This window comes from Mongoliitalea daihaiensis, from assembly GCF_021596945.1.
Lineage (GTDB): Bacteria > Bacteroidota > Bacteroidia > Cytophagales > Cyclobacteriaceae > Mongoliitalea > Mongoliitalea daihaiensis.
On sequence record NZ_CP063779.1, the window covers coordinates 1,272,562 to 1,298,175 of the forward strand.

17 protein-coding genes are annotated in these 25,614 nt (G+C 41.1%); 6 read left to right on the plus strand and 11 right to left on the minus strand.

Annotation, left to right across the window (positions count from 1 at the left end; genetic code table 11):
- The first annotated feature begins 179 nt into the window (after positions 1-179).
- Positions 180-1,211: a phosphotransferase enzyme family protein gene (locus IPZ59_RS05270; protein WP_236138834.1), complete on the plus strand. Its 1,032-nt coding sequence runs from the start codon at positions 180-182 to the stop codon at positions 1,209-1,211.
- Here the strand turns inward: IPZ59_RS05270 and IPZ59_RS05275 are convergent.
- Positions 1,195-1,572: a nuclear transport factor 2 family protein gene (locus tag IPZ59_RS05275; RefSeq protein ID WP_236138835.1), complete on the minus strand. Its 378-nt coding sequence runs from the start codon at positions 1,570-1,572 to the stop codon at positions 1,195-1,197. The genes IPZ59_RS05270 and IPZ59_RS05275 overlap by 17 nt on opposite strands.
- A gap of 1,394 nt (positions 1,573-2,966) precedes the next feature.
- Here IPZ59_RS05275 and hflK point away from each other — a divergent pair.
- On the plus strand, positions 2,967-3,944 hold the full coding sequence (hflK, locus tag IPZ59_RS05280) for an FtsH protease activity modulator HflK (protein ID WP_236138836.1): 978 nt from the start codon (positions 2,967-2,969) through the stop codon (positions 3,942-3,944).
- A complete protein-coding gene (hflC, locus tag IPZ59_RS05285; protein ID WP_236138837.1) occupies positions 3,941-4,879 on the plus strand; it encodes a protease modulator HflC in 939 nt (312 codons plus the stop codon). The genes hflK and hflC overlap by 4 nt, the downstream gene beginning before the upstream one ends.
- 39 nt (positions 4,880-4,918) lie before the next feature.
- On the opposite strand, the gene guaB is transcribed toward hflC, so the two are convergent.
- The 3 genes from guaB to gldD all read right to left on the minus strand — a co-directional run bounded on the left by guaB (position 4,919) and on the right by gldD (position 7,694).
- Positions 4,919-6,397, minus strand: coding sequence for an IMP dehydrogenase (gene guaB / locus IPZ59_RS05290; protein ID WP_236138838.1), 1,479 nt, complete (start codon positions 6,395-6,397; stop codon positions 4,919-4,921).
- A gap of 141 nt (positions 6,398-6,538) precedes the next feature.
- Complete coding sequence (locus tag IPZ59_RS05295; protein WP_236138839.1) at positions 6,539-6,982, minus strand: ABA4-like family protein; 444 nt, start codon at positions 6,980-6,982, stop codon at positions 6,539-6,541.
- Between the two features lie 130 nt (positions 6,983-7,112).
- A complete protein-coding gene (gene gldD, locus IPZ59_RS05300) occupies positions 7,113-7,694 on the minus strand; it encodes a gliding motility lipoprotein GldD (protein WP_236138840.1) in 582 nt (193 codons plus the stop codon).
- Positions 7,695-7,768: 74 nt separating this feature from the next.
- On the opposite strand from gldD, the gene IPZ59_RS05305 reads away from it, so the two are divergent.
- Positions 7,769-8,296: a DinB family protein gene (locus tag IPZ59_RS05305; RefSeq protein ID WP_236138841.1), complete on the plus strand. Its 528-nt coding sequence runs from the start codon at positions 7,769-7,771 to the stop codon at positions 8,294-8,296.
- A 475-nt stretch (positions 8,297-8,771) separates the two neighbouring features.
- On the opposite strand, the gene IPZ59_RS05310 is transcribed toward IPZ59_RS05305, so the two are convergent.
- Entirely contained in the window at positions 8,772-9,374 is a 603-nt protein-coding gene (locus tag IPZ59_RS05310) for a nitroreductase family protein (protein WP_236138842.1), read from the minus strand.
- Positions 9,375-9,525: 151 nt separating this feature from the next.
- Positions 9,526-11,316: an ABC transporter ATP-binding protein gene (locus IPZ59_RS05315; RefSeq protein ID WP_236138843.1), complete on the minus strand. Its 1,791-nt coding sequence runs from the start codon at positions 11,314-11,316 to the stop codon at positions 9,526-9,528.
- A 106-nt stretch (positions 11,317-11,422) separates the two neighbouring features.
- On the opposite strand from IPZ59_RS05315, the gene IPZ59_RS05320 reads away from it, so the two are divergent.
- Both IPZ59_RS05320 and IPZ59_RS05325 read left to right on the plus strand, forming a co-directional pair.
- Complete coding sequence (locus IPZ59_RS05320) at positions 11,423-13,546, plus strand: prolyl oligopeptidase family serine peptidase (RefSeq protein ID WP_236138844.1); 2,124 nt, start codon at positions 11,423-11,425, stop codon at positions 13,544-13,546.
- A gap of 419 nt (positions 13,547-13,965) precedes the next feature.
- Entirely contained in the window at positions 13,966-14,394 is a 429-nt protein-coding gene (locus tag IPZ59_RS05325) for a nuclear transport factor 2 family protein (protein ID WP_236138845.1), read from the plus strand.
- A gap of 25 nt (positions 14,395-14,419) precedes the next feature.
- Here the strand turns inward: IPZ59_RS05325 and IPZ59_RS05330 are convergent, their stop codons facing one another.
- The 5 genes from IPZ59_RS05330 to rho all read right to left on the minus strand — a co-directional run bounded on the left by IPZ59_RS05330 (position 14,420) and on the right by rho (position 25,484).
- Positions 14,420-16,081: a fibronectin type III domain-containing protein gene (locus IPZ59_RS05330; protein WP_236138846.1), complete on the minus strand. Its 1,662-nt coding sequence runs from the start codon at positions 16,079-16,081 to the stop codon at positions 14,420-14,422.
- A 181-nt stretch (positions 16,082-16,262) separates the two neighbouring features.
- Positions 16,263-17,531 carry a T9SS type A sorting domain-containing protein gene (locus IPZ59_RS05335; protein ID WP_236138847.1) on the minus strand — a complete coding sequence of 423 codons (1,269 nt, stop codon included), beginning with the start codon at positions 17,529-17,531 and terminating at the stop codon, positions 16,263-16,265.
- A 116-nt stretch (positions 17,532-17,647) separates the two neighbouring features.
- The gene (locus IPZ59_RS20255; RefSeq protein WP_262912256.1) at positions 17,648-19,996 is read right to left on the minus strand and encodes a T9SS type A sorting domain-containing protein; all 2,349 of its coding nucleotides are present in this window, start codon (positions 19,994-19,996) and stop codon (positions 17,648-17,650) included.
- Positions 19,997-20,518: 522 nt separating this feature from the next.
- Positions 20,519-23,509 carry a T9SS type A sorting domain-containing protein gene (locus IPZ59_RS05345; protein WP_236138848.1) on the minus strand — a complete coding sequence of 997 codons (2,991 nt, stop codon included), beginning with the start codon at positions 23,507-23,509 and terminating at the stop codon, positions 20,519-20,521.
- Between the two features lie 160 nt (positions 23,510-23,669).
- On the minus strand, positions 23,670-25,484 hold the full coding sequence (gene rho, locus IPZ59_RS05350; protein ID WP_236138849.1) for a transcription termination factor Rho: 1,815 nt from the start codon (positions 25,482-25,484) through the stop codon (positions 23,670-23,672).
- Positions 25,485-25,614: the final 130 nt, after the last annotated feature.

The following is a 25,614-nucleotide window of genomic DNA, read 5'->3' on the forward strand; positions in this document are numbered from 1 at the left end:
AAGTTTGTTGAAAATTTTATAATTCACAACCAAACTTTTGTAATAAATTCTACTAATGTAAGGAATTTACGAGTTCAAGCAAATCAAAAGAGCTCACTTGACAAAAATAATTTTTTAGCAAATTCAAAAGTGAGGGTTTTTATTGGACAATCCATAATTTTGAGATTAAAATACACTCTATGCAAGCATATCCGTGGATTACGGCACTTCAAGAAGCGTATGGTATGACCTTAGGTTCCATTGAAAGATTAGGTACAGGCCATATTCATCAAACGTTCAAGTTTTTTTGGAATGAGTCTGCGTATGTTTTGCAGCAATTCAACGCAAAGGTTTTTACTCAGCCTGATAGAATTTCTTCCAACCATGCTTTGCTAATTGTTAAGTTAAAAAGCCAACAGCTTCCATTTCAATTACCACTACCAATTCCCAATCTTTCAGGACAGCTATTTACACAAGAGGGCCAAGCACTTTTCAGAATCAGTCCTTTTGTGGAGGGGCTGTGTTTGGACGAAGTAGAAGGATTGGCTGAGGCAAGACTTGCAGCAGAAGCCTTTGCTAGATTTATAGAGGCTTGTACAGACGTAGATGCGCTTCAATTTCAGGAAACAATCCCCGCTTTTCATGATTTGGACCTGCGTTTTCAGCAGTTGAAAGAAGCGTATGCACAAACCCAACGAGAGATAACGGATGAATTACAGGCTTTGCTTACATTTTATTTGGGTCAGGAGAAATTAGTGGAAGAATATAATTCTTGGATCCAAAAACTACCTCTCAGGGTTACGCACAACGACACCAAGGTCAATAATCTAATTTTTTCCTTGGATAAAAAGGAGGTATCAGCTGTAATCGATTTGGATACCATCATGGGGGGGTATGCTATGTATGATTTTGGGGATTTGGTGAGGACGGTTGCCTGTACGCAGCCTGAATCATCCATTGCTTGGGATAAAATAAGCCTAGACCCACAAAAATATGCTGCTTTGTGGGAGGGTTTTGTAGAAGGAGGGAAAAACTTTTTGACTACAGATGAAATTGCCTCATTAGCGTTTGGAGGTAAAATGATGACCTGCATCATGGGCTTCCGGTTTTTGGCGGATTATCTCCATGGGAATATTTATTATTCCATTCATTATGAAAATCAAAATCTGCATCGCGCTAAAAATCAAATGCTTTTATTACAGGCCTTGGAAGACTTCAGCTTTCATCCTTGATGTAGCTGATGAGACCATCTTTGAACTGAAAGGTGGAGGTACCAGACAATTTCAATAGATCTCCTGCTTTCATGCTGTTTGAAAAATCCATTGCCAATTCCGCTTGGTAATCAATCGTAATCATGATTTTATCATCGGAGATCTGCCAATCTTTGATGGTTTGTTTCCTCCAAGTGAAGAAGGTACAAGCTTTTTCCGATTGGATTTCAAATGCTTGGATTCCTTCCAAGCGAAGCATCAATACGCCCTTGGAATAATTTTCAAATACAATGTCATGGTGTAAACTCATGAGCATGCTTGTAATATCCATCGAATTGTAGGCCTTTACATAATTTTCGATTAACGTTTGTAGCTGATCCATGTACTTCAAAGATAGGCTTTTTTAACAGCTAAGATTCAAAGGCCACGCAAAGGATCCATAGTTTTTACATCCCCCATTTTTATTTCACGCCACGGACGCTACGATTATCGCAACGAGCGCAAAGGTTTTTTTTGATACGCTCCCCTAATATCCATTCAATCCCGAGGTCTCGGGACAAGTTATCCAAGTATCAATCAATATCCTTTTTCAGCCACTGATTTTCACAGATGATCACAGATCTTTTGCTGACGCAAATTGGACTTGAACAACACCAACCAATATTTCAATTTATTTCTACTTTATTTCCACCTTATTTCAAAATGCTAGTTCACGCCACGTCCGCTACGATTATCGCAACGAGCGCAAAGGTTTTTTTTGATACGCCCCGCTAATATCCATTCAATCCCGAGGTCTCGGGACAAGTTATCCAAGTATCAATCAATATCCTTTTTCAGCCACTGATTTTCACAGATGATCACAGATCTTTTGCTGACGCAAATTGGCTTTGAACAACAGCATCCAATATTTCAATTTATTTCTACTTTATTACCACCTTATTTCAAAATGCTAGTTCACGCCACGCCCGCTACGAGTATTGCCACGAGCGCAAAGGTTTTTTTTGATACGCCCCCCTAATATCCATTCAATCCCGAGGTCTCGGGACAAGTTATCCAAGTATCAATCAATATCCTTTTTCAGCCACTGATTTTCACAGATAATCACAGATCTTTTGCTGACGCAAATTGGTGGTTGAAGTCACTATCTAATATTTCCATTTATTTCAACATTATTTCCACCTTATTTCAAAAAATAAGTTCACGCCACGCCCGCTACGAGTATCGCAACGAGCGCAAAGGTTTTTTTTGATACGCCCCCCTAATATCCATTCAATCCCGAGGTCTCGGGACAAGTTATCCAAGTATCAATCAATATCCTTTTTCAGCCACTGATTTTCACAGATGATCACAGATCTTTTGCTGACGCAAATTGGCTTTGAACAACAGCATCCAATATTTCAGTTTATTTCTACTTTATTACCACCTTATTTCAAAATACTAGTTCACGCCACGTCCGCTACGATTATCGCCACGAGCGCAAAGGTTTTTTTTTGATACGCACCCCTAATATCCATTCAATCCCAAGGTCTCGGGACAAGTTATCCAAGTATCAATCAATATCCTTTTTCAGCCACTGATTTTCACAGATGATCACAGATCTTTTGCTGACGCAAATTGGTCTTGAAGAACAGCATCCAATATTTCAATTTATTTCTACTTTATTTCCACCATATTTCAATACCAGATCTCACCAGTATCTCAATATCGATTAATATCCCCAAATCCCAACTTTCTCAAGTTAAAGCCGTAAATTAGGAGTCGAAACAAGATGTACTAATGGAAGATAAAAATTACGAGATTAATATTGATCCAGATTGGATCAAAAAATTTGCACCAAAAATCATTGTTGGCTTCATTTTGTTGGCAGCAATTGTAACAGGTATCAAAACTGTGGGCCCTGAAGAGGAAGGAGTAGTCATTCAATTAGGTAAGTACAACAGAACAGTTGATCCTGGATTGAGTTTCATTATTCCTTTTGGAGTGGAAACTATGTACAAGATCCCTGTACAGCGACAATTGAAGCAAGAGTTTGGTTTCCGTACAACCAATGCAGGGGCACAGACTCAATATTCTAAGAGTTCTTTTGGGGATGAAAGCATGATGCTCACGGGAGATTTGAACCTGTCTGATGTAGAATGGGTAGTTCAATATAGAATTGTAGATTCTTACCGATATCTTTTCCGTGTACGGAATGCGGAAAAAACACTGAGAGATATGTCTGAAGCGGCTATGCGTAAAATCGTTGGTGACCGCACAGTGAATGAGGTGTTAACTGTTGGGAGACAAGAAGTGGCGAGTTCGGTTGAGGCACTGCTGCAGAAAATGTGTGATGAATATGAAAATGGTATCCGGATTGATCAAGTTGTATTGCAAGATGTCAATCCTCCAGAGCCAGTAAAACCATCTTTCAATGCAGTAAACCAAGCACAACAAGAGCGAGAGACCTTGATCAACCAAGCAGAGGCCGAATATAACAGAGTCATTCCGCGCGCAAGAGGTGAAGCAGAAGAAACTGTTCAGTTAGCCGAAGCGTATGCATTGAATCGTGTAAATAGAGCCAAAGGGGAGGCGGAACGTTTCAATGCTTTATTTGATGCGTATATCAAATCTCCAGAGGTCACCAAGCAACGGATTTATTTAGAGACCATGGAACGTGTATTGCCAAAAATCGGTAACAAAATTATAGTGGATGAAAAGGGTAACAACGTGTTGCCATTATTAAATATTGACAAAGTAAAATCCAATACACCATGAAAACAAAAAGCACAGTTTTAATTACTATTGGAGTGTTGGCTGCTATTTTATTGTGGAGCAGTGTGTATATACTGGATGAAACCAAGCAGGCCATTGTAACACAATTTGGAAAGCCTGTTGGGGAACCAAGAACAGAGCCAGGGGTTAATTTTAAAATTCCATTTCTTCACAAGGTTCAATTCTTTGATAAGCGATATTTAGAATGGGATGGAGACAGAAATCAAGTTCCTACAAAAGATAAGAAATTTATATTTGTGGATTCTTATGCCCGTTGGGAGATAACCAATCCTTTACAGTTTTTCATCCGATTGCGCGATGAGCGTTCGGCACAATCCCGATTGGATGATATTTTGGATGGTGAAACGCGGAATGCAGTAGCCAGTCATGACCTACTAGATTTGGTGCGTTCCTCTAACAGAAATCCAGAAATCACAGAAGATTTTATGGAGGAAATAGAAGTTTTAGAAGACATTTCTGTGGGTAAAGCTGAGATTGAAAAGATTGTATTGGAAAAAGCAAATGAGCGTACCGTAGATTTAGGTGTTCGGATTCTTGATTTTCGATTCAAACGTATGAATTACGTAGATGAGGTTAGGGATCGAGTATATGATCGAATGATTTCCGAGAGGGTTCGAATTGCGGATCAGTTTAAATCAGAGGGTCAAGGAGAAGCCAGAAAAATTGAGGGAAATAAGGAGAGGGATCTTGCACAAATCCAATCTGAAGCGTTTAAATTGGCTGAGGAAATCAAAGGTAGAGCTGATGCAGAGGCGACTAATATTTATGCTTCGGCTTACAATCGCAATAGACAATCAATTGATCTATATAAATTTGTCCGTTCTATGGAAAGCTTTGAAAAAGCAATGGATGAAAATACCAGCTTGGTCTTATCCACGGATAGTGAGTTCTTCCGTTATCTGAGAAGATTGAATTAAAAAGGAATAAAAAAAGGGGGTCAAAATGACCCCCTTTTTTTATAGTTTCGCTGAGTAATTTGGAGCTTCTCTGGTAATGCTTACATCGTGAGGATGCGATTCTTTTACACCCGCTGCGGTGATCTTGACAAATTTTCCATCGCGTTGTAGATCTTCAATGGTTTTGGTACCACAATAGCCCATGCCTGCTTGCAGTCCACCTACCAATTGGTACAATACTTCAGCTACCTGACCTTTGTAGGCAACTCTACCAACAATACCTTCCGGTACTAGTTTTTTGATATTATCTTCCGCATCTTGGAAGTAGCGGTCTTTGGAACCTGATTCCATGGCTTCCAAGGATCCCATTCCGCGATAGGTTTTGAATTTTCTTCCTTCGTAAATAATCATTTCGCCGGGAGCTTCTTCTGTACCTGCTAGGAGGGAACCTATCATGATCGAACCAGCACCTGCTGCAATGGCCTTTACCAAGTCACCTGAATAACGGATGCCACCGTCAGCAATTACCGGTACATTTCTGCCTTTTAATACTTCTGCACATTCAAACACAGCTGAAAGTTGTGGTACACCTACACCTGCGATCACACGGGTGGTACAGATAGAGCCAGGTCCAACACCCACTTTCACCCCATCAGCTCCTGCATCTGCTAAAGCAGTCGCTGCTTCAGGCGTTGCAATATTGCCCACAATGACATCTAGGTCAGGGAAAGCATCTTTGATTTTTTTGCAGGTTTCAATGACACCTTTGGAATGTCCGTGTGCAGTATCGATGGATACTACATCTACACCTGCATTTTTCAAAGCTTCTACACGCTCGACAATATCAGCTGTCACACCTACTGCTGCGCCTACCCGTAAGCGGCCATATTCATCTTTGCAGGCATGTGGTTTATCTTTTCTCTTTAGAATATCCTTGTAGGTGATCAATCCTGTCAATCGGTTTTCTTCATCAACAATCGGCAGTTTTTCGATTTTGTATTCTTGGAGGATTTCCTCTGCTTGCTCTAACGAAACCCCTGCTTTGGCAGTAATCAGGCCATCTATTGTCATGATGTCCTTGATGTTTACGTTTGGATCTTTGATGAATCGGAGATCACGATTGGTGATGATTCCTTTCAGTGTTCTGTTTTCATCTACAACAGGGATACCCCCTATGGAGTATTCACGCATGATGGCTTCTGCATGCTTTACTTTTGCATCAATATCTAAGGTGATGGGATCCAAAATCATTCCAGCCTGAGAACGCTTTACCTTTCGCACTTGCGCGGCCTGTTTCTCAATAGACATGTTTTTGTGGATGAATCCAAGTCCTCCTTCCAATGCGATGGCAATGGCCAATTCGGATTCCGTAACGGTGTCCATAGCAGCGGATACCAGTGGTATGTTTAACCGAATGTTTTTGGTGAGTTGGGTGGAAGTGTGGGTGTCTCTCGGCAATACTTCTGAGTAACCGGGCACCAGAAGCACATCATCGTAAGTAAGTGCTTCGTAGAGGAATTTATCTGAATTTCTGTTCATGGCAAATGTGGTTAGGTAACCCTATTTGCCCGTCAAAGATACAAACATTTTCCATTGTGGCTCAAGGCCAATTCAAAATAATTTAAAGTTTAGCTAAAAAAACAGGAAAGAATTAAAATAAAATTTGGTTTCAGGGATCGCTTAGGCTATGGTAGATTGTGAAAGCGTCCCAGTTTTTGTAGCTCGGATAATGAAATATAGCATCAGCCCAAAAGGACCGGCCATGAATGTCCCGAGTAGTGCAGGCAACAACAGCCACCTGCTGATATCTTTTTTCCAAGCATCGTTGGCAATCCACATGCCTACGAAGAGGTCAAATGCCAAGTAATGAATCCAACCAGCGAGTAATGCCTCATCTGAACTCATCAGAGCCTTTACCTCGCTCAAACTCCCAAATCCGGCGCCTTCCATATCCCCTGTGCTAATGCCATAGATGAGGTAAAACACGTAGGTTCCGCCCAACAACATCAATACTCCAGAAAACAGGGTGGTATATATCCACGGTTGGGAATAAAAGATAAACAAGCCTATCCAAGCAAAAAACGCTAAGGTGCTCGCCATTCCAAATACAGCTTCTAAGGTCATAGGGGTAGGGTTTATGTCTATGTACCAAGATAGCAATTATTTTGTCTATCCACACATTGCATAGGCAAATCACCTGTGAATACCATCCACTTAACCAATTTTCCGTGAATAGGTAGCCCTGTATTCACCTTTACAACTTTTTAAATTCCAACGTGTTGATTAAGTGGACCAAATCTACCTTGATGTACTCTATGACTGGAGAAAGAGAGTCATTTTTCATAGCGGTGTTGAAATACAATGCTCCGCGGAGAAAGTTTTCTGTTGAGTCGGTGACAAAAAACTGAAATTGGGTAGGCACTTCGCCAGTTAACTCCGCAACTACTCCTGTGTACCCTTTGGGCGTGAGCAGGACAGATTCTTCTATGCCATAGGCTTTAATCTGATGTTTGGCCGTGAGGTTGATAGCATCGTTGAGCACTGCTTTGAGGTCTTTTCCTTTGGTATCCAGGGGCAAGTAGGTTAAATGAACTTTGGCTCCAAGTGTTTTATAATTCAGATTGATCCAAGTTTTTTGAGCTAAATTGAAGGAATCTGACTCAATAAACGCGTGGGTAGAATGTTGAAAAACATAGGGTTGGGACATGGAAAGCATTTCAAATGCCCGCTCGGGTAGATCGATGCGGTTGTAACCATTGGGTTTGGGTAAATAATCCTGTCCGCAGGAGAAAAGGAAGCAAATGGAAACAAGCGTGCAAAATATTCTGTTATGCATAAGTCAAAGGTAGTAGTATCTATTGGTTTTGACAGAATAGATTTATCATTTAAACGTACAAAACAATACAAACAATGAAAAAGACCCCAATAATTTTTGCAAGTCTTCTGGGTGCAATGATGCTTTTTTCTGCATTTTCTGCATCAGCACAAACAACCATTGAAGAATTTGTTGCCAAGTGGGATAATGGCAAGCAGTTTACACTCGATGTTGTAGACAAGATGCCGGATAATCTCTTGGATTATAAGCCTCATGCTTCTGCGATGAGCTTCAATGAGCAGGTGACACACCTATCGGGTGCGATGGTGATGATTGCTAAGAACTTTCTAAATGGGTCGGATCCTTCATTTGACCCTAGCGTGAAGCCTACTACAAAAGCAGAATTGAAGGCGTTGGTATCTGCTAGCTACGATTATGTGAAGCTTACTGCCAGTGGACTGACTGCCGCTCAGTTCGCGGAGAATGTAGAAATTTTCGGAAGTACAGCTAGTCGCAGACAGGTATTGGCCTTGATCGATGACCATACTACCCACCACAGAGGTGCTGCTATTTCCTATATCCGTGCAAACGGCATCGAGCCTCCGAGATTCAGTGGAATGTAATATCGGTCAACGGTTGGACGGTCCACTGTCCACGGTTTGGTTCAAGTCTTCAGAATTGCGAAAAGAGGCAGTTTTTTTTCACGCCACGAGCGCAGCGTTTCTCCGCCACGGTCGCCAAGGGATTGATGGAGTGCTTGAAGGATTTTTGCTATGTGGACGTTACTTCTACATCGAAAATCCAGACCCGGCAGGTTTTAAAAACCTGCCGGGTCTTTCACTAAAAATGTAATAGTTAGATTTTAAGGGTATCTTTTTTTGTCACTGTTCACTGTTCACTGCTCACTTCCCGCTGCTCACTGTCCCCTCTCCACTGGCTTCGACTCCGCTCAACCACCGTGGCACTAGTCTCGTTCTGAAATTGCTTGACGCTTTTTTAAAGAATAATTTCCTTATTTACACGCCACCAATATATCGCCGATCCTGTCTACCAAAGGTAGGAGGCTTATTTCAACTTATATCGCGCTAGCATATATCATTACCTAACCCAATTCACCTTCTCCTCAATTGGCTTTCTTCTCCCCGTCGGCCATCTGTCGGTAGCGGGTTTGGCTACGTAGAAAAAGCCCATCAGCATATCTTCTTCACCCAAACCAAACCATTCTTTGGCTTCCGGCCAGAAAGTTGGTCCGCCTGTTCCCCAATAGGCTGCAAGTCCATGTGCAGATGCCGTTAAGTACATGTTCTGAACAGCCATGGCAACAGCAGCGATTTCTTCCATGACAGGTAAGTTTGCACGAAGGTCACGCTTGAGTTGAATGGCAATGATGTGAGAGGCTTTGAGTGGGTTTTCTTTGAGCTTTTGGTAGGTAGCTTCTATGAAATTACCGGCTTTTTCAGCCCGCTCTTTGTATAGGCCCGATTGAAATTCCGAAAAGCGCTTCAATCCTTCTCCTGAAAACACGGTAAATTCCCAAGGTTCAGTCAATTTATGTGTTGGTGCCCAAGTGGCATTGGTGAGCATTTCCTCAATGATGGCATCGTCCACAGGATCATTTTCCTTAAACTGTGCCACAAACATGGATCTCCGTCCACGAATAATTTTATTTACTTCAGCTATATTGAAATCAGGTCTTTCCATGATCGTTTTGTGAGTTTGATTCGTTTTAAGAATGCAAATCCAGCAAAAAAAGTTTGTACATGGTTAGATTTCTCCACGGTTAAACACCAACAAATTTTCAGATCTAAGCTGGGTCAGTCTGTGACATCTGTTATTTTATCTGGGTCAAAAATTACTCAGCAAATTGCAATCGCACAAGATTGGCATAGAACCCTTCTTCTTGGGAGGCCAATGATTCATGAGAACCTTGTTCCACAATTTTGCCCTCTGATAGCACATAGATTTTATCCACCTTACGGATGGTCGCTAGTCGATGGGCGATGATGATGGTGGTTCTGTTTTTCATCAACTCATCTAAAGCTTCCTGTACTAAAGACTCTGATTCCGCATCTAATGAAGATGTAGCCTCATCTAAAATTAAGATTGCTGGATCTTTCAAAATTGCCCGTGCAATAGCGACCCGCTGACGCTGACCTCCTGAGAGTTTGATTCCCCGCTCACCAACTAGGGTGTCTAGGCCTTCTGGAAGTTTGGTGATGAACTGCCAGGCATTGGCTTTTCGGGCAGCTTCGATGATTTCCTCCTCTGTAGCATCGGGTTTGGCATAGGCAATGTTTTCCCGGATACTTCCTCCAAATAATAAGACTTCTTGAGGCACAATCCCGATATTGGAGCGCAATTGCTTCAAATTCCAATCTTGTATAGGCTTGCCATCCACTCGTATTTCTCCTTTGCTGACTTCGTAAAACTTTAGCAATAGCTGAATAATGGTCGATTTACCAGCTCCGCTGTGTCCTGCCAAAGCGATTTTCTGGCCTGCATCCACTTCAAAGTTGAGTTGTTGTAAGACATCTACTTCAGATCGGGTGGGATATGCAAAAGATACCTGATCAAAAACGATGTTGCCATAAACGGGCACTTGCTGAAAATCGGCTGTAGATACTTCTGCTTCTTCGTCTAAGATTTCCAATACACGCTCGGACGAACCAATTGCTTTTTGGATTTGACCATAAATATCTCCCAATCCAGCTATGGAACCACCAATAAAGGTAGTATAGAGTACGAATGACACCAAATCCCCTACACTCATCTCTCCAGAAGCTACCAAGGTTGCTCCGTACCACATGACAGCTACAATGCCACCAAATAAAGCAAAGATGATAAAGGAAATAAAGGCTCCTCGGAAACCAGCAGCTTTCAAGGCCACTTTGACTACCTTATTGAGGCTATTTTCGTAACGTCTTGATTCAAAGTCTTCCCCAACAAAGGACTTAACTGTCATGATCGACTGCATGGTTTCTTCCACGATTACATTGGCGGCAGCCAATTCATCTTGAGTTTGCTTGGAGAGTTTGCGGATAAATTTTCCAAATACCATTGCAAAAATCACTAGTATCGGAAAAGTAGCCACCATAAAGATGGTTAGCTTGGGTGTGGTAAAAAATAGAAATGCAACACCCGCCAAGAGCGTAATGAGCTGACGGAAGAGTTCTGCCAAGGTAGTAGAAAAGGCTTCTTGCAACATACTCACATCAGATGTGATACGACTGATCAATTCTCCTGTTCTTCGCTTGTCAAAGAAGGTCATCGGTAGCTGCACCAATTTGGAATACAAGGCTTTGCGGATGTCTCGCATGCTGCGCTCATTGACTTTAGCAAAAAGCCAGACGCGGAAAAAAGAAAATACACTTTGGATAAGTAAGATGCCTACAAGCATTAAAGCAATCCAATTGACGTCTTCCACAATCCAGGATTCTCCAGAAGCAGTGTCGATAAGTTTACCAGCGACAAATGGGAATGTCAATAGGGTCAAACTTGAAAAGAGTAAGAAGACCATTCCCATAAAAAAAGAGAACCGATATGGCCATACAAACTTAAATATCCCCCCTAGCTTACTCAGATTCTGTTTGTTGAGCTGTCGTTTTTCGTGTTCTTCAAGGGCTGTGCCTCTCTTTTTTGCCATTGTTTAGCTACCTACGTGATAATCAATTTTGCAAATTTAAGGAATACATCGCTAAAGATTCTTAAATTCCAAGCGCTTTTGCATATTAACCCAAAAACTTACACCTATGAACAACAAAAGTATCCTGTATGTTGCAGTGATGGGCCTAATTACGATGGCCTGCCAATCTCAAGAAAAATTCCTTACAATCGACGTGACTTATCCAGAATCCCATAAATCCGACCAAGTAGACATCTATTGGGGAGCATCCGTAGCGGATCCTTACCGATGGATGGAAGACGATTATGCCGAAGAAACCAAAGCTTGGGTGCAAGCCCAAAACGAGGTGACTTTTGGCTACCTCTCACAAATCCCATTCAGAGAAGCCATTCGGCAACGCTTGGAAGAAGTCTGGAATTATGAGCGTATTTCTGCCCCTTCTAAAAATGGAGATTTTGAATATTTCTACAAAAATGATGGGTTACAAAATCAGTCTATCCTTTTCCGAAGACCGTATGGAGGTGGAGGGGAAGAACTCTTTTTAGATCCAAATAACCTATCCGAAGATGGTACAAGCTCTTTGGGAGGTGCTGCATTTACTGCTGATGGTTCCTTATTTGCCTATGCGGTTTCTGTTGCGGGTTCGGATTGGAGAGATATCTATGTGATGGATGCGAAGACCAAGGAGCCTTTGGAAGACAAGGTTTTGGATGCCAAGTTTACGGGGATTGCTTGGAAGGAAAATGAAGGATTTTTCTATTCGACCTATGATAAACCAGGAGGCTCTAAATTATCAGCGTTCATCAACAACCATAAGCTTTATTATCACAAACTCGGTACAGACCAAAGTCAGGATGTATTGGTATTTGGTGATGATAACAATCCTCGAAGGTATGTGGGTGCGAGCGTGACAGAGGATGGCAAGTACCTGATCATCACAGCAGCAAATAGCACCACGGGTAATGAGCTTTATTTTCAGGATTTGCAGAAGGTAAACGCTCCTATTGTCCCCATCGTTCGTACTATGGACAATACCCATTATGTGGTAGACCATGCGGATGGTAATTTGTATATTTTTACCAATTTGGGAGCTCCTAACAATAAACTTGTAAAGGCTTCGGTTAGCCAATTTGATCCATCCAGTTGGGTGGATGTCATTCCGGAGACGGAGAATGTCTTAGATATTTCAAAAGCTGGAGGAAAGTTTTTTGCTTCTTATCTAAAAGATGCCATCTCTGAAGTGCGTCAATTTGATTATCAAGGGAATGAGGAGCGCTTGATTGAATTACCAGGAGTAGGTTCAGCTGGTGGATTTTCAGGAAAAAATGATGCATCTTACATCTATTATTCCTTCACTTCATACATCAATCCGAGTTCGTCTTACCGTTACGACATTGCTTCCGGTGCTTCCATGTTGTACAATGCCCCAAAAATTCAGTTTGATCCTACGCAATACGAAAGCAATCAGGTATTTTACACGTCCAAAGATGGCACCCGTGTTCCGATGATTGTCACGCACAAAAAGGGGTTGGAATTGAATGGAAAAAACCCAACGATTTTGTATGGCTATGGAGGTTTTGGAGTGAGTTTGACTCCGTATTTTAGCATTGCCAATACTGTGTGGTTGGAAAATGGGGGTGTGTATGCTGTGCCTAATCTTCGTGGGGGAGGAGAGTATGGAGAAAACTGGCATTTGGCTGGTACTAAAATGAACAAGCAGAATGTCTTTGATGATTTCATTGCAGCAGCGGAGTATTTGATCGAAAAAGGCTATACCTCATCCGATTACCTGGCTCTGCGTGGAGGAAGCAATGGAGGCTTATTGGTGGGTGCGGTGATGACGCAACGACCGGATTTGGCGAAAGTTGCTTTTCCTGCGGTGGGTGTGTTGGATATGTTGCGGTACCATCAGTTTACTGCTGGTGCAGGTTGGGCGTATGATTATGGGACGGCTGATGATAGTGAAGAAATGTACCAGTATTTGAAAGGCTATTCTCCCTTGCATAATTTGAGACCGGCGGCTTATCCTGCCACCTTGGTCACTACTGCTGACCATGACGATCGGGTAGTTCCGGCCCATTCCTTCAAATTTGCAGCCACCCTACAAGCTGCCCACCAAGGCAAAAATCCAGTTTTGATCCGTATCGAAACCAACGCAGGCCATGGTGCTGGTAAACCAACGGCCATGCAAATAGCGGAGATAGCAGATATTTTTGCGTTTGGCTTGTATAATATGGGGGTGGGATATTAGGTGATACTGATGGATATTTGTGGATATTGATTGATATTGGTTAGTCCTTTGACTGAAATAAGGGTGAAATAATGTAGAAATAATTTGAAATAAGGAGGGTAAGGATATTGATTGATATTGGATACTTAGATATTGGGGGGAAAAAAAACCTTTGCGCTCGTGGCGATACTCGTAGCGGACGTGGCGTGAACTAGTATTTTGAAATAAAGTGGAAATAAAGTAGAAATAAATTGAAATATTGGATGGTGTTCTTCAAGACCAATTTGCGTCAGCAAAGTATCTGTGATCATCACTTGCTAAAAAAGGATATTGATTGATACTTGGATATTGGTGGCGTATCAAAAAAAACCTTTGCGCTCGTGGCGAAAGTCGTTGCGGCCGTTGCGTGAACCCTTTTCGGACAAGAAAAATAGAAATTTATGAAAAAAATTGGAAGCTTGGTTTTGGTGATGTTCTTGTTTGCTTCGGCTGTAGTTGGGCAAACGGAAGCGGAGGAGCGAGAGGCGATTGCGGCGACAGTGCAGTTGTATTTTGATGGAATGGTGCAGCGGGATAGAAATAAACTGGATCAGGCTTTTGATGCCAATGCTCGATTGATAGGTTTCCGGGGAGAAAACTTTACTGTTACTCCTTATGAACAATGGGCCTCCGGTACTGCCCAAGGAACGCCTCGCAATCCTGCTGATTTCGATAATCGCTTGATCAACATTGAATTCAAAGGCTACATGGCCTCAGCCACTACCGAACTCTTTTGGCCGGGGGTGTATTACTACGATTATCTGACCTTACTCAAAATCGATGGGCAATGGAAGATTGTGCATAAGTCTTGGATTGAGGAAAAACGATAAAAGGGGCCTTTTAAGCCCCTTTTTTTTAGTTTTTCAATACTTTTATATGTTCTATTTTTCGTTCCCATTGGATTTCAACGACGAAAATACCTTTTGGAACGCGGGAAATCTGAAGTGCTAGTTGATTGTTCATTTCTATTTCTGTATTCACCGTGATGGGGGCTGTTTGAAAGAGTGGATGTACCAATCTAAAGGTAATTGGTTCATCCCCATAATTTGAACGATCCAATAAACCCACTTTGAATGTCGATCCATTTGTAGGATTAGGGAATGCTCTCCAGACGCCTTGGGTGGTTTCCATTCTTGGAACCTGACGAACTGATAACACTTCAGAATACTCGGATTTCCCATTGAAATCCACTTGTTTCAAACGGTAAAGCAGATTCCCACCTGTGAGTGGTAGATTTTTATCCTCGAAGTTGTAGTGAGTTAACTCATCAGACCATCCTCTAGCATCCACTTCACCAATTTTGTGGAATTTATTCCCCCTATCTGCTCTTTCTATTTCAAAATGTGAAGCCTCCCATTCCTTAGTTGTAGACCAACGGAAATTTATCGCACGTTGCTCAGGATTAAATGTAAGGGTAAGGTCAGCGTATATTACTGGTAAAATTGTAAAATCAATCAATAACGTAAAGCATCTAGAAATCCCATTTTCATCAATGATAATCAATTCATAATCTCCTTCACCCAATCCTGAAAAATCTAGTTCTGTAATTGTTGTTGCTGTGTTATCGGATAAATTAATTAAAATTATTCTGTAATCTTCAACGTCACCCGGTAAATCTTCGATGACGAAACCACCGATAAAAGGATTTTGACTTGTCAGAATTGGTGTTACTTTAGCGCTAAATGCTTCGGTGTTCCAAATTAGGTTTTCAGGTGGAACCTGCATTACTAAACTTGGGTTATTTCTGTCTATTACACGTAATTGTACATCGATAGCATCCCCTGGTTGAAATGGCACCCTAATTGCGAAATCAGTTAGATTTTCAGATCTATTTTCACCATTTACTGTCCAAATGAAGTCAAAATTCCCGCTTCCTCCTGCTAAATCTGTAAGACTAAAAATGATTTCAGTGTCACCATTTTCATCAAAACAATCAGCAACAGCCCCGAAATCATAAAAAAAGCCATCAATTGAAACCCTCCTCACATCAGGGTACCTAATACAAATACCAGTATTACCTTGATAGTTTTCACAAATAGGGGCTAAATTATTCCTGTTTAACCAAACTGCGTTTATTTCACGTAGTTCAAGTCTTTGATTTAAACAATTGAAGTTGGCTGGTCTTGGGATTGTTCTTGTTACAGAGACAAGTCCAGATCCATTAGGGAGTGTTCCCATGTTAAAGAGTACGTCTTGTGCAAATTGTTCCGAACCATCAATTGTAGAAACTAGAAAAAGAGCAGCTCCTATAAATGTGTTATGTTTTTCACCACCTGACACACTATTGTATTGAAAAGAAATAGTTATGAAATCCTCATTGTTATCACAGTTATCTACAGTTATAGGCGATCCCGATTCATCTTGAATTCTAAAATTGAGTAATAAAAGCTGGTCTGCATTTCTATTACCTCCACATATTAGACAATCTCTTGTAACATCCCCAAACCCCTCTACTACCACGCCCAAAAGCAGAAAAAAAAGAAAAAGCGTTCCGAGTTTTGTACGAAAAGTTGCCATGGTTTCTATCTGTTAAAAACTAGTCAATTATTTGCATTACAAATGTACTTTTTCGCGGTTGATAAAAAAAGTAATGTCTATAAAATTTTGTATTTCATGGCTAAAAATTTGCAGATGATAGTGTTTTGGCAAAAAAAAGACAGCCATTTAGCTGTCCTTTCTTTATTGAATTTAGTCCCTTTTATTGTTTCATCACTTTTATCTGTTCTTTTTGATTGCCCCAAGCAACTTCTACGATGTATAAGCCATTGGTTGATTTTTGAAATGCTTGGCTGATGGTATCCGAGAGTTGTCTAACGTCTTTTCCAGAGAACACTTCTTGCTTTCCTACTGGGGATACTAATTTTACAATCACCAATTCATCTGCATAAGCTGCACGGTTGGCCAATTCCAAGTTGAAGCGCTCTCCTCCTTTGTTAGGATTAGGGAAGGCTTTCCATACATTACTTACATTGGCAGCACCCGGGATTCTTACGGCCACTACTTCGCTGTATGCGTATGTTCCATCAAAATCCACTTGCTTTAATCTGTAGTAAGCCATGCCACCTGAAAGTGGAAGTTTAGCATCTTCAAATGAATAGGTTACGACCTCATCTGAGAAACCAACACCGTCTACTTCGCCCATGGTTTCGAAAGAATTTACCTGATCGATAGCACGCTCGATTTCGAAGTGAGAGTTTTCCCATTCTTTGGCTGTTGCCCAAGTAAGCGATACTGAACGGTTTTTAAGATTTAAATTTCCTTTAACGTATACAAACTCTACTGGAAGACCAATACCCAATCCAAATGCACAAATGCCTGTGGTACTAGAAGTCCATGAAATATTTGTCGTACTGCTTGAAGTTACAGGGCTATTGTTTACACAGTCTATAGGTCCAGTTGCACCTGTAATGTTTACTTCGCCATTTATCTGGATAGTTGCGTTATCAAAATTTAGTTTCGCATTCGGTCCATTTAATACGATATCTACACCGTCAAAAATGAATCTATTTCTAGTATTTGAGCCACTAGAATTAAAGTTGACAGTTCCTCCATCCTCAACGCATATTATTGTATTGCGGAGATCGGAAATCCAAGCCAAGTTTAGGGTTGCACCATTTCTTACAATTATACGTCCTTTTTGGCTAGCAGTTCCTTCTATTGAAAATGCTGCTCTGTTTGCATTATTGTTTGCTGTTCCAAGAGCTACGTTTGCACCTGACTCAACGATTATTCCTCTAATTGTTGTGGAGTTAGATGTTTCCCAAACGTGAAAACCACTACCGCTTACCTTTACAACAGAGCTTGAAGATATAGCGTTATTTGCAAAACTAATTTGATTTGGCCTTGCCTCAGTACCAGTAGAATTTGTTACTTGATTTGTGAATGGTACTTCAGAACAGCTGTTCGCTTGAACTTGAAGCGCAACCAAAATTAATGTAAAGGCGAAGAAACTAATTTTACGAAGCATATTTATTAGGGATGTGTCGGGTGTATAAGACAACGACACAAAAATATATACAAAAATGTATTTCACAAAATAAAAAACGAATTTTAAACAAAAAATTTTGCAGTTGGTAACAAGTGTCACATTTTGTAAATTTTGTGTATTTCGATCTTATTTCCCCACCTTACCTCTAAAATATAGACTCCACGCTCTAGTATTTGTAGGTTTTGACCTATTTCTCTGCTTATTTCAGTTAGATTTCTCCCACTAATGGTAAATTTCTTTCCTGTTGTAGCAATCAAATGAATTTGTAAAGATTCATCTTGATAGGAATCGGTGTTCAATAAATCCAAGGTAAATGCATGGCCAGTAGTAGGGTTAGGGTAGGTAACCCATACTTTTCCATCTGTTTGTTGTGGGAAGGTGCGAACTCCCACCACATCGCTGTATGCATAGGTTCCATCAAAATCCACTTGTCTTAAGCGATAATAGGCCATTCCTCCCGCCATGGGCAGACGGTCGTCTACAAATGTGTAGGAAACTGGAACATCTGAGAAGCCAGCTCCTTCCACTTCTCCGATTGTTTGGAAATCCTGAACCTGATTGATCGCTCGTTCGATTTCAAAGTGTGAGTTTTCCCATTCTTTGCCCGTAGCCCATTGCAGAGTCACTGCTCGCTGTGAGGAATTAAATGAGCCATTGAAGTAAAGGTATTCTACAGGTGTGATTACAAATCGCTTTCTAATAATGACTATTCCATCGGTACCGTTTCCACCACCTAATGAGCCAGCCCCGCCTCCTGATCCTGGAGTTCTGCCATTTCCTCCATTTCCTGAATTATTCCCATTTCCTCCAACTCCGGAGCCACCATCCCCAGGTGTATTTTGCCCAGTTCCACCGCCACCTCCCGAGTAAATAACAAGTTCACCACTAATACTCTGAGCAGACCCATCTCCTCCGGGTCCTCCAGGGTTGCCATTGCCATTGGCAACATTTGGAGCAGCCCCTCCAGCCCCTCCGCCTCCAGCTCCAGATCTATTTCCTCCCCCTGAATTATTTGCTTGTCCCCCTCTGTTTCCTTGTCCTGCTTGATTATTTCCTCCGCTACCTCCAGCGTTTGCACCTCCGCCCCCAGACCCACCAGGGTTTCCACTTAATACCCCATTACTGTTTGAACCACCTCCACCACCTCCGACAGCTACAAAATTTAAAAAACTAGAATTGGTTCCATTTCCTCCGCGAGAATTAATAGAAGTAGATCCAAGACCACCTGTTCCAACGATAACGGGTAGTACATCTCCAGGATTTAAATTGACAGAAGAATTATAAATCAGTCCTCCCGCACCGCCACCGCCAGCACTTGTTCCTCTACCACCACCACCGCCTCCCGCGACTACAAGGATCTCCGCTTCATCAAAGGGTTCTTCATCTTCAGATAATGCAGGGACTGTCCAACCTGTGCTACATCTGAAAATGTAAATCCTTTCAAACACCTGTTCGGAACCTGAGGCAATGGCAGGTAATTCAATAATTTCCAAGCAACCAGTTCTTTGCCCAATAAAAACTTGCCCATTGCGGCAAATTCCACCTGAAGTTTGAAACTTATTGGTAAAGAGTATACCGTTATTTCCATTTAAACACCCTGCTCCAGTTATATCCCCACCCACGTTTAGGTAATTGGGCTGATTGTTATCTCCTGCGGAAACATTGGCGCCCCCATTCATGGTAAGGTTACCAGCAATATCCAAAAAGCCATGTATAGCGATGTTTCCGTCATTTTGAACATTCCCACCTATATTACCACCACTCACACTGAATGATCCGCTACCATTATTGGTAAGGTTGCCCCCTATGTTGATGGTGCCAGCGGATGAATTGGTCTGCCCATTGCTTTGATAGTTGCCGCCTACGCCTAATGTGCCTGAATTAGAAACCTGTGCCCCACCATTGACCGTAAAGTTTCCTGAAACTGATGAGGTACCGGAAAGATTGAGTGAGCCATTGATTGTAAAGTCTCCATTGCGGATAAAAGTCCCTGTACTGTTGATCGTTCGTCCGGAATTGAGGTTAGCAAAATTGACGGTCAATGTCCCCGAGTTGTTAATGGTCCAGTTACCATTGTAATCGTTGCGTGCCGTAAATATTCCAAAATTATTGATGGTAGCTAAGCTGCTTAGACTATTGAAATCAGCATTTACTGTCACTCCTTGTTCGATACAGATAATTACATTTTGCGCATTATTGAAATTAATTGCTGTTGTTCTATTGGCAGCAATACATACCCGTATCCCATTGGCATTATTGGGTATAGTAGGTCCTCCTGTGGAATTGAACGTAAAATCACAGGTGTTGCAAGATTGTGCCTCAGCATTGATGAACATTCCTGGAACTAGGGCCAAGAATAAGGAAATCATCAAATAACTAAACTCCAATTTTTTTGCACTCTTTTTGTACTTTTTTAATAACAGCTTTTCGATAGGTGACGGCATCTTTGGTGTTATTTGCATTTATTAATGTTGATTGAAGTTGAATCTAAAAATAATGCAAAACAAAAAATTAGGTGATAAAATAACTTTATTGATGTATTCAGTTTTTTTGACTTTACAAAATGCAATTTAAAATGTTTGAAAAAACGACAAAACTAAAAAAATCGTAGAAAATTTTTGAGATAAGAATAATCATTGACCGATTAAATGCAATAAAACACCAATAATGGAAGTGATGGGAGTATGTATTTTCATTTTTGAGGCTGCTTTTTAACTCAGCTCAATTTGAACTTTTTGAAGTGGTTTTTGACCTTTATGAAGTTTTGAAAAATAGATAGTTACCTGAATAGTGCTTAAGTTTTTGATGAAGTTTAGATACTTCAATGGTATCAATAAATGCTGGGAAAAGAGGATAGGAAAATCAAGCTAACAAAAAAGCCCCTTAGAATACCAATAGTCTAAGGGGCTGCATAAGATTTGATATTTCCTATTATGGTAGGTATACGTTGGTTTGTTGTGTCTTTCTTAGGTACCTTTTACCAGCTTGCGAACTTTCAAGAATCCTGCACTACTGATGCGAAGAAAGTAAATGCCTTTGGGTAAGTTTTCGGTACCGATTTTGGCGGCATGTTGCTGATGGTCGATAAATTGAATGTTCACAGGTTTGCCCATGGCATCGAGTAAACTGATATCATATTGGGCTAAATCAGAGAATTCCACAGTAAAGCTATATGCATGAGGATTGGGATACACAGATAAATTATCTTCTGCCGCAAAGTCAACGCGAATTACTTGAGTATAGCTGATCTTGCCATCATAATCCTGCTGTCGGATGCGGTAGAAGTTTATTCCTCGAAGTGGGTTTTCATCCCATGTTTGGTAAAGAGAAATGTCTTGACTATTTCCAACGGCTTTTATTCTGGAAATTTCTTGCCAGTCCCGGCCATTAGAAGAGCGCATAATGCCAAAGAATTCATTGTTCTTCTCCTGTACCGTAGCCCACTCCAAGGCTACCCGTTTTTCTTGTGCTCTGCCATGGAAGTAAAGCCAAGTCACTGGTAATTGGATGATGGTTTCTTCATCTGCCTCGTTATTATGAGGATTGCTATCGGGTATACCACTGTTACTGTAAGCTTCTACTACGTTTCTAAATTCCCCAGCTCCAAGCACCTCCACAATGATTCTTAACTCCACAATTTCATTACTTGCCATGGTGCCGATATTCCATAACATAGGCCAAACTGTCGGATCAAAGCTCCCTTTAGTTGTTGTATGGCTGATGTATCGATAACCACTTGGCATTTCCTCATCTAGGAAAACTTGGTTTATAGGACTTCTGCCACGGTTTTCGACGACAATCAAAAATTCAATTTCATCACCTACTTCAGGACGATTGTTATCTACTGATTTGAGGGAAATTAGGTCATACTCTATTGGCCGAATACCAAAGTTGGCATCGGTCAGGGAAGCATTGTTGACGACAATATTTGTAAGTATGCTATTGTGCGTTCCGTCATCGCCGGAGCCTGTACCCAAAAACTCTTCTGTACTTTCATAAAAGTTTGGCAAGATAACTGGTGGTGCCAACATACCATTAACCGGGATTGTTGTTGTTAGTAATATACTGAACTCTCCATTGGGTACATCGATAATCGTGAAAGTTCCGTCTGATTGAACCGTAGCAAAACTGACCACATTGCCAAACTCATCCACTAACACCGCATATAAGCCTGCAATATTTACCCCAACACCTTCTACAACGCCATTCCTAAGCTCGTCTTCAAAGACATTTCCGGATATGGAGAGGAACGTAAATCCACTAATACGTCGTACAATTGAGAAAGAGGAGGCAGTCCAGGTGTTGATGGTAACATTATTTCCAAAACCATTGTCTCCAGTTGCTGTCCAAATATGTTCAGGGCTCAACAGCCCTGTTAAATTAATGGAAGTAGATTGTGGGCTTCCTGTAATTCCAGTACCTGTTCTTGGAACTAATGAATCATCCCAAAAAATGAAATCAGCCCCCACTTCTCCTGGACGAATATTGTCTACATAAACTCCATTACTAAGTTCTAGATCATAAATTGGGAAATGAACTGGGAAAAAGACAACAGTAGCTATGAAATTTACTTCACCACCGCTTGGCAATTCTACACCTTGTGCATCCTCTCCATTCCAATAAATTGAATAGTTTCCAGGTTCGCCATATATTTCTGATATTATTAAATCTGTTGCCGGATCGTAAAGCCCATTACCATTAATATCAATCAGAATATCTACAATTGCAGGTAAACTAATTGAAATATTTACATTAGCTTCGCCTCCTGTTAATGGGGCCGATTTCTCCCTGTATACTATATCCAAAGTAGCAGTTGGAGCAATGGTGGTTTGCCAAATTGATGGGTCAGGGTCATTTAAAAATAGCGGATAAAGTATATTTGGTGGAGGCGGCCTGTTAGAACCAGATTCATTAGGTAGTGACTTTCTGTTTTCGACAAATCCTAAACCAGATCTTGGACCTTCATCGTTTGCAAAGAAATTTGTCCATCCTCCTGAAGAGCCGGGAAACGTTATATTTTTTACAAAATAATCATTGGAAGTGGCTGTGTAGGTATTATCAATTGGAACAAAGAATCCAAAATTTTCATGAAAGCTGAAATTTTCTCCTACACTAAATGTAGGATTACTAGCGTATGCTGCTTTATTACTTCGAGAATTGGAAATACTCCAAAACTTACAATATAAACGACCGTTAATGCGAGTATAATTACCAGGTGTACCTGAGGCGACTGTTACATCCCAAAAATCAATATTTGCACCGTCCCAAATGGGCTCATTCCATACATCCGTTATTTCTACCCAAAATGCCCGATCTTGGCCGGTGTTATTAGTAAATGAAAATCCTGTATAGCCTGTGTTGGTTACTTGACTTGGACCATTGGCTGCAGCTAAAGCATTAGCGGGCCGACCAATTTCTCCTTCAGCGCTTACAGCATCATATTGATTATCAGAAGCGTCTCTTCTTCCATTATCAAATGTCCTAGCTGATGGATAAAAACCTGTATCATTGAGATCATAATACCATCTAACTCGGATATTGTTGCTGGTAGTACTTGTGTTAGACCTTCTTCTGGTTGCAGCTGTCAATCTGAAACCCCAAAATACGGTTTCTCCATTTCTTACATAAACAAATACCCTATGTTGAGGGTCATAGTTAGTGTTATAATTTGGATAATTTGAAGCGTTAGCCGTCGAAGGTAGCATCATGAATCCTCTATAATTATATCCTGATGTAAACCAACCTTCTCCAATAGGTTCACTGGTTACTCGTCTTCCTGCACTTGGCACCCACAACATACTCTGTCTATTAGTGGCTGTCCCCCAAGTTCCGGAACCTTCGGCCATCACTTTGGGTGGATGCGAAAGCATCATCATCAACAAAAAAAACAAAAAACTCAACCCTCTCAACCAGTTAGTTGAGAGCGCAATAGCCGAGCTATTTAGTTGAGTTTTCATGCCTATTTACCCCTTAAATGAGAGTGATATTACAAAAAAATAGGCATTTTACCAAATAAAATTCTGTAAAACAGATAATTACATACCATATGCAAATTTCTGTTTACAAAAAAACTCCAGCTGTTTGCAACTGGAGTTTGTCTATTTTGAAGCTTTTTTCTTAGCTGTTCATGCTGATCAAGAATTCAATGTTATCCCGCGTGCCTCGCATACGCTGCAAGAGGAATTCCATGGCTTCCTGAGAGGTCATATCGGACATCAACTTGCGCAAAATCCACACACGTTGCATCTCTTCTTTGTCCATCAACAAATCCTCTCTTCGTGTACCAGAACTTGGTACATCGATCGCAGGATAGATTCTTCTGTTGGATAGTTTTCTGTCCAAGGCCAATTCCATGTTACCGGTACCTTTGAATTCCTCAAAGATGACCTCGTCCATTTTGGAACCTGTTTCTACTAAGGCGGTAGCGATGATGGTCAAGGAACCTCCATTTTCCACATTTCTAGCAGCTCCGAAGAATCGCTTCGGCTTGTGAAGTGCGTTGGCATCCACACCACCGGAAAGGATTTTTCCTGAGGAAGGGACCACCGTATTGTAAGCTCTTGCCAATCGGGTAATGGAATCCAATAAGATGACTACATCATGACCACATTCTACCATTCGCTTGGCTTTTTCCAATACGATGGTAGCAACTTTTACGTGTCTTTCTGCCTGCTCATCGAAGGTAGAAGAGATCACCTCACCTTTTACAGAACGGGCCATATCTGTCACTTCTTCTGGACGCTCATCGATCAACAAGACCATCAAGTGTACTTCTGGGTGATTTTCAGCAATAGCATTGGCTATCTGCTGCAACAATACAGTCTTACCGGTCTTTGGCTGTGCCACAATCATCCCACGCTGACCTTTCCCGATCGGAGCAAAAAGATCCAAGATCCGAGTAGAGTAATTGTCATGTTTGGTAGAAAGATTCAACCGCTCCTCAGGGAAGAGTGGCGTCAAATATTCAAAGGGAATACGATCTCTGATTTCTTCGGTAGTCTTGCCATTGACAGAAATGACTTTCAGTAATGCAAAGTATTTTTCTCCTTCTTTGGGAGGACGGATGGTGCCCTTGATATGGTCACCTGTTTTTAGTCCAAAAAGTTTGATTTGAGAAGGGGAAACATAGATGTCATCCGGGGAAGCGAGGTAATTGTAATCCAACGAGCGTAGAAATCCATATCCTTCGGACATAATTTCCAAAACACCTTCGTTTTCGATGATTCCTTCGAATTCCCGTGGACTTACATATGGTTTTTTCTTAGTAGAAATTACTTCTGCTGTTGGAATATGTGCTTCTTCAATATCTCTGAAGTTTTTTCTTCTTGGCAATTCTACCTCAGCTTCTGCTTTTGGTTCAGCTTTTTCAACAGATTTCTTTTCGACCTGAGGAGCGGCTTTTTCTTCTACAAAATCTGAAGCGGTAAATTGCTCGGGGGATGGCTCGATTTCGACTACTTTTTTTCGAGGTCTGATAAACTTAGGTTTTTCTTCCTCAGGAGTAGCTACTGTTGGAGTAGTTGGTTTTGGAGCAGGGGCTTCTTTTTTTTCTTCTTTGCGCTCTTCCTTTCGCTCTTCCTTCCGTGGTTCTCGGGATTTTTGAGGCGCCTTGCTTTCTACCTTAGCATCTTCTTTAGGAGTTTCGCCGACGTTCTCTCGTTTAAATTTTGGTTTTGCAGGAGTCTCAGCGGTTTTTTCTTCTTTTTGGGGAGCTTTTTCAGCAGCTGGTTCGGGTGATTTTTTCTCTTCTACTTCTACGATGGAAGGTTTCTTTTTAGGGAGAGCAGCTTCTGGGGTGATCGCTTGTTGGTCCAAAATGGCGTAGACAAGATCGTCTTTTTTGAGTGTCTTAAAATTTTTGACACCCAACTCCTCAGCAATCTCCTTTAATTCAGAGAGAAGTCTGATTCTTAGTTCTTCTATGTTATACATAAAAAGCTTACGAAATTAGATAATGATGTAAATGATAATTGAATGTGTATTGAGTATTACTGAACTGAATGAAAAAGGTATTCAGGCTAGTATAAAATCCACGGGGAGAGGATTTTGGGATACTGTAACG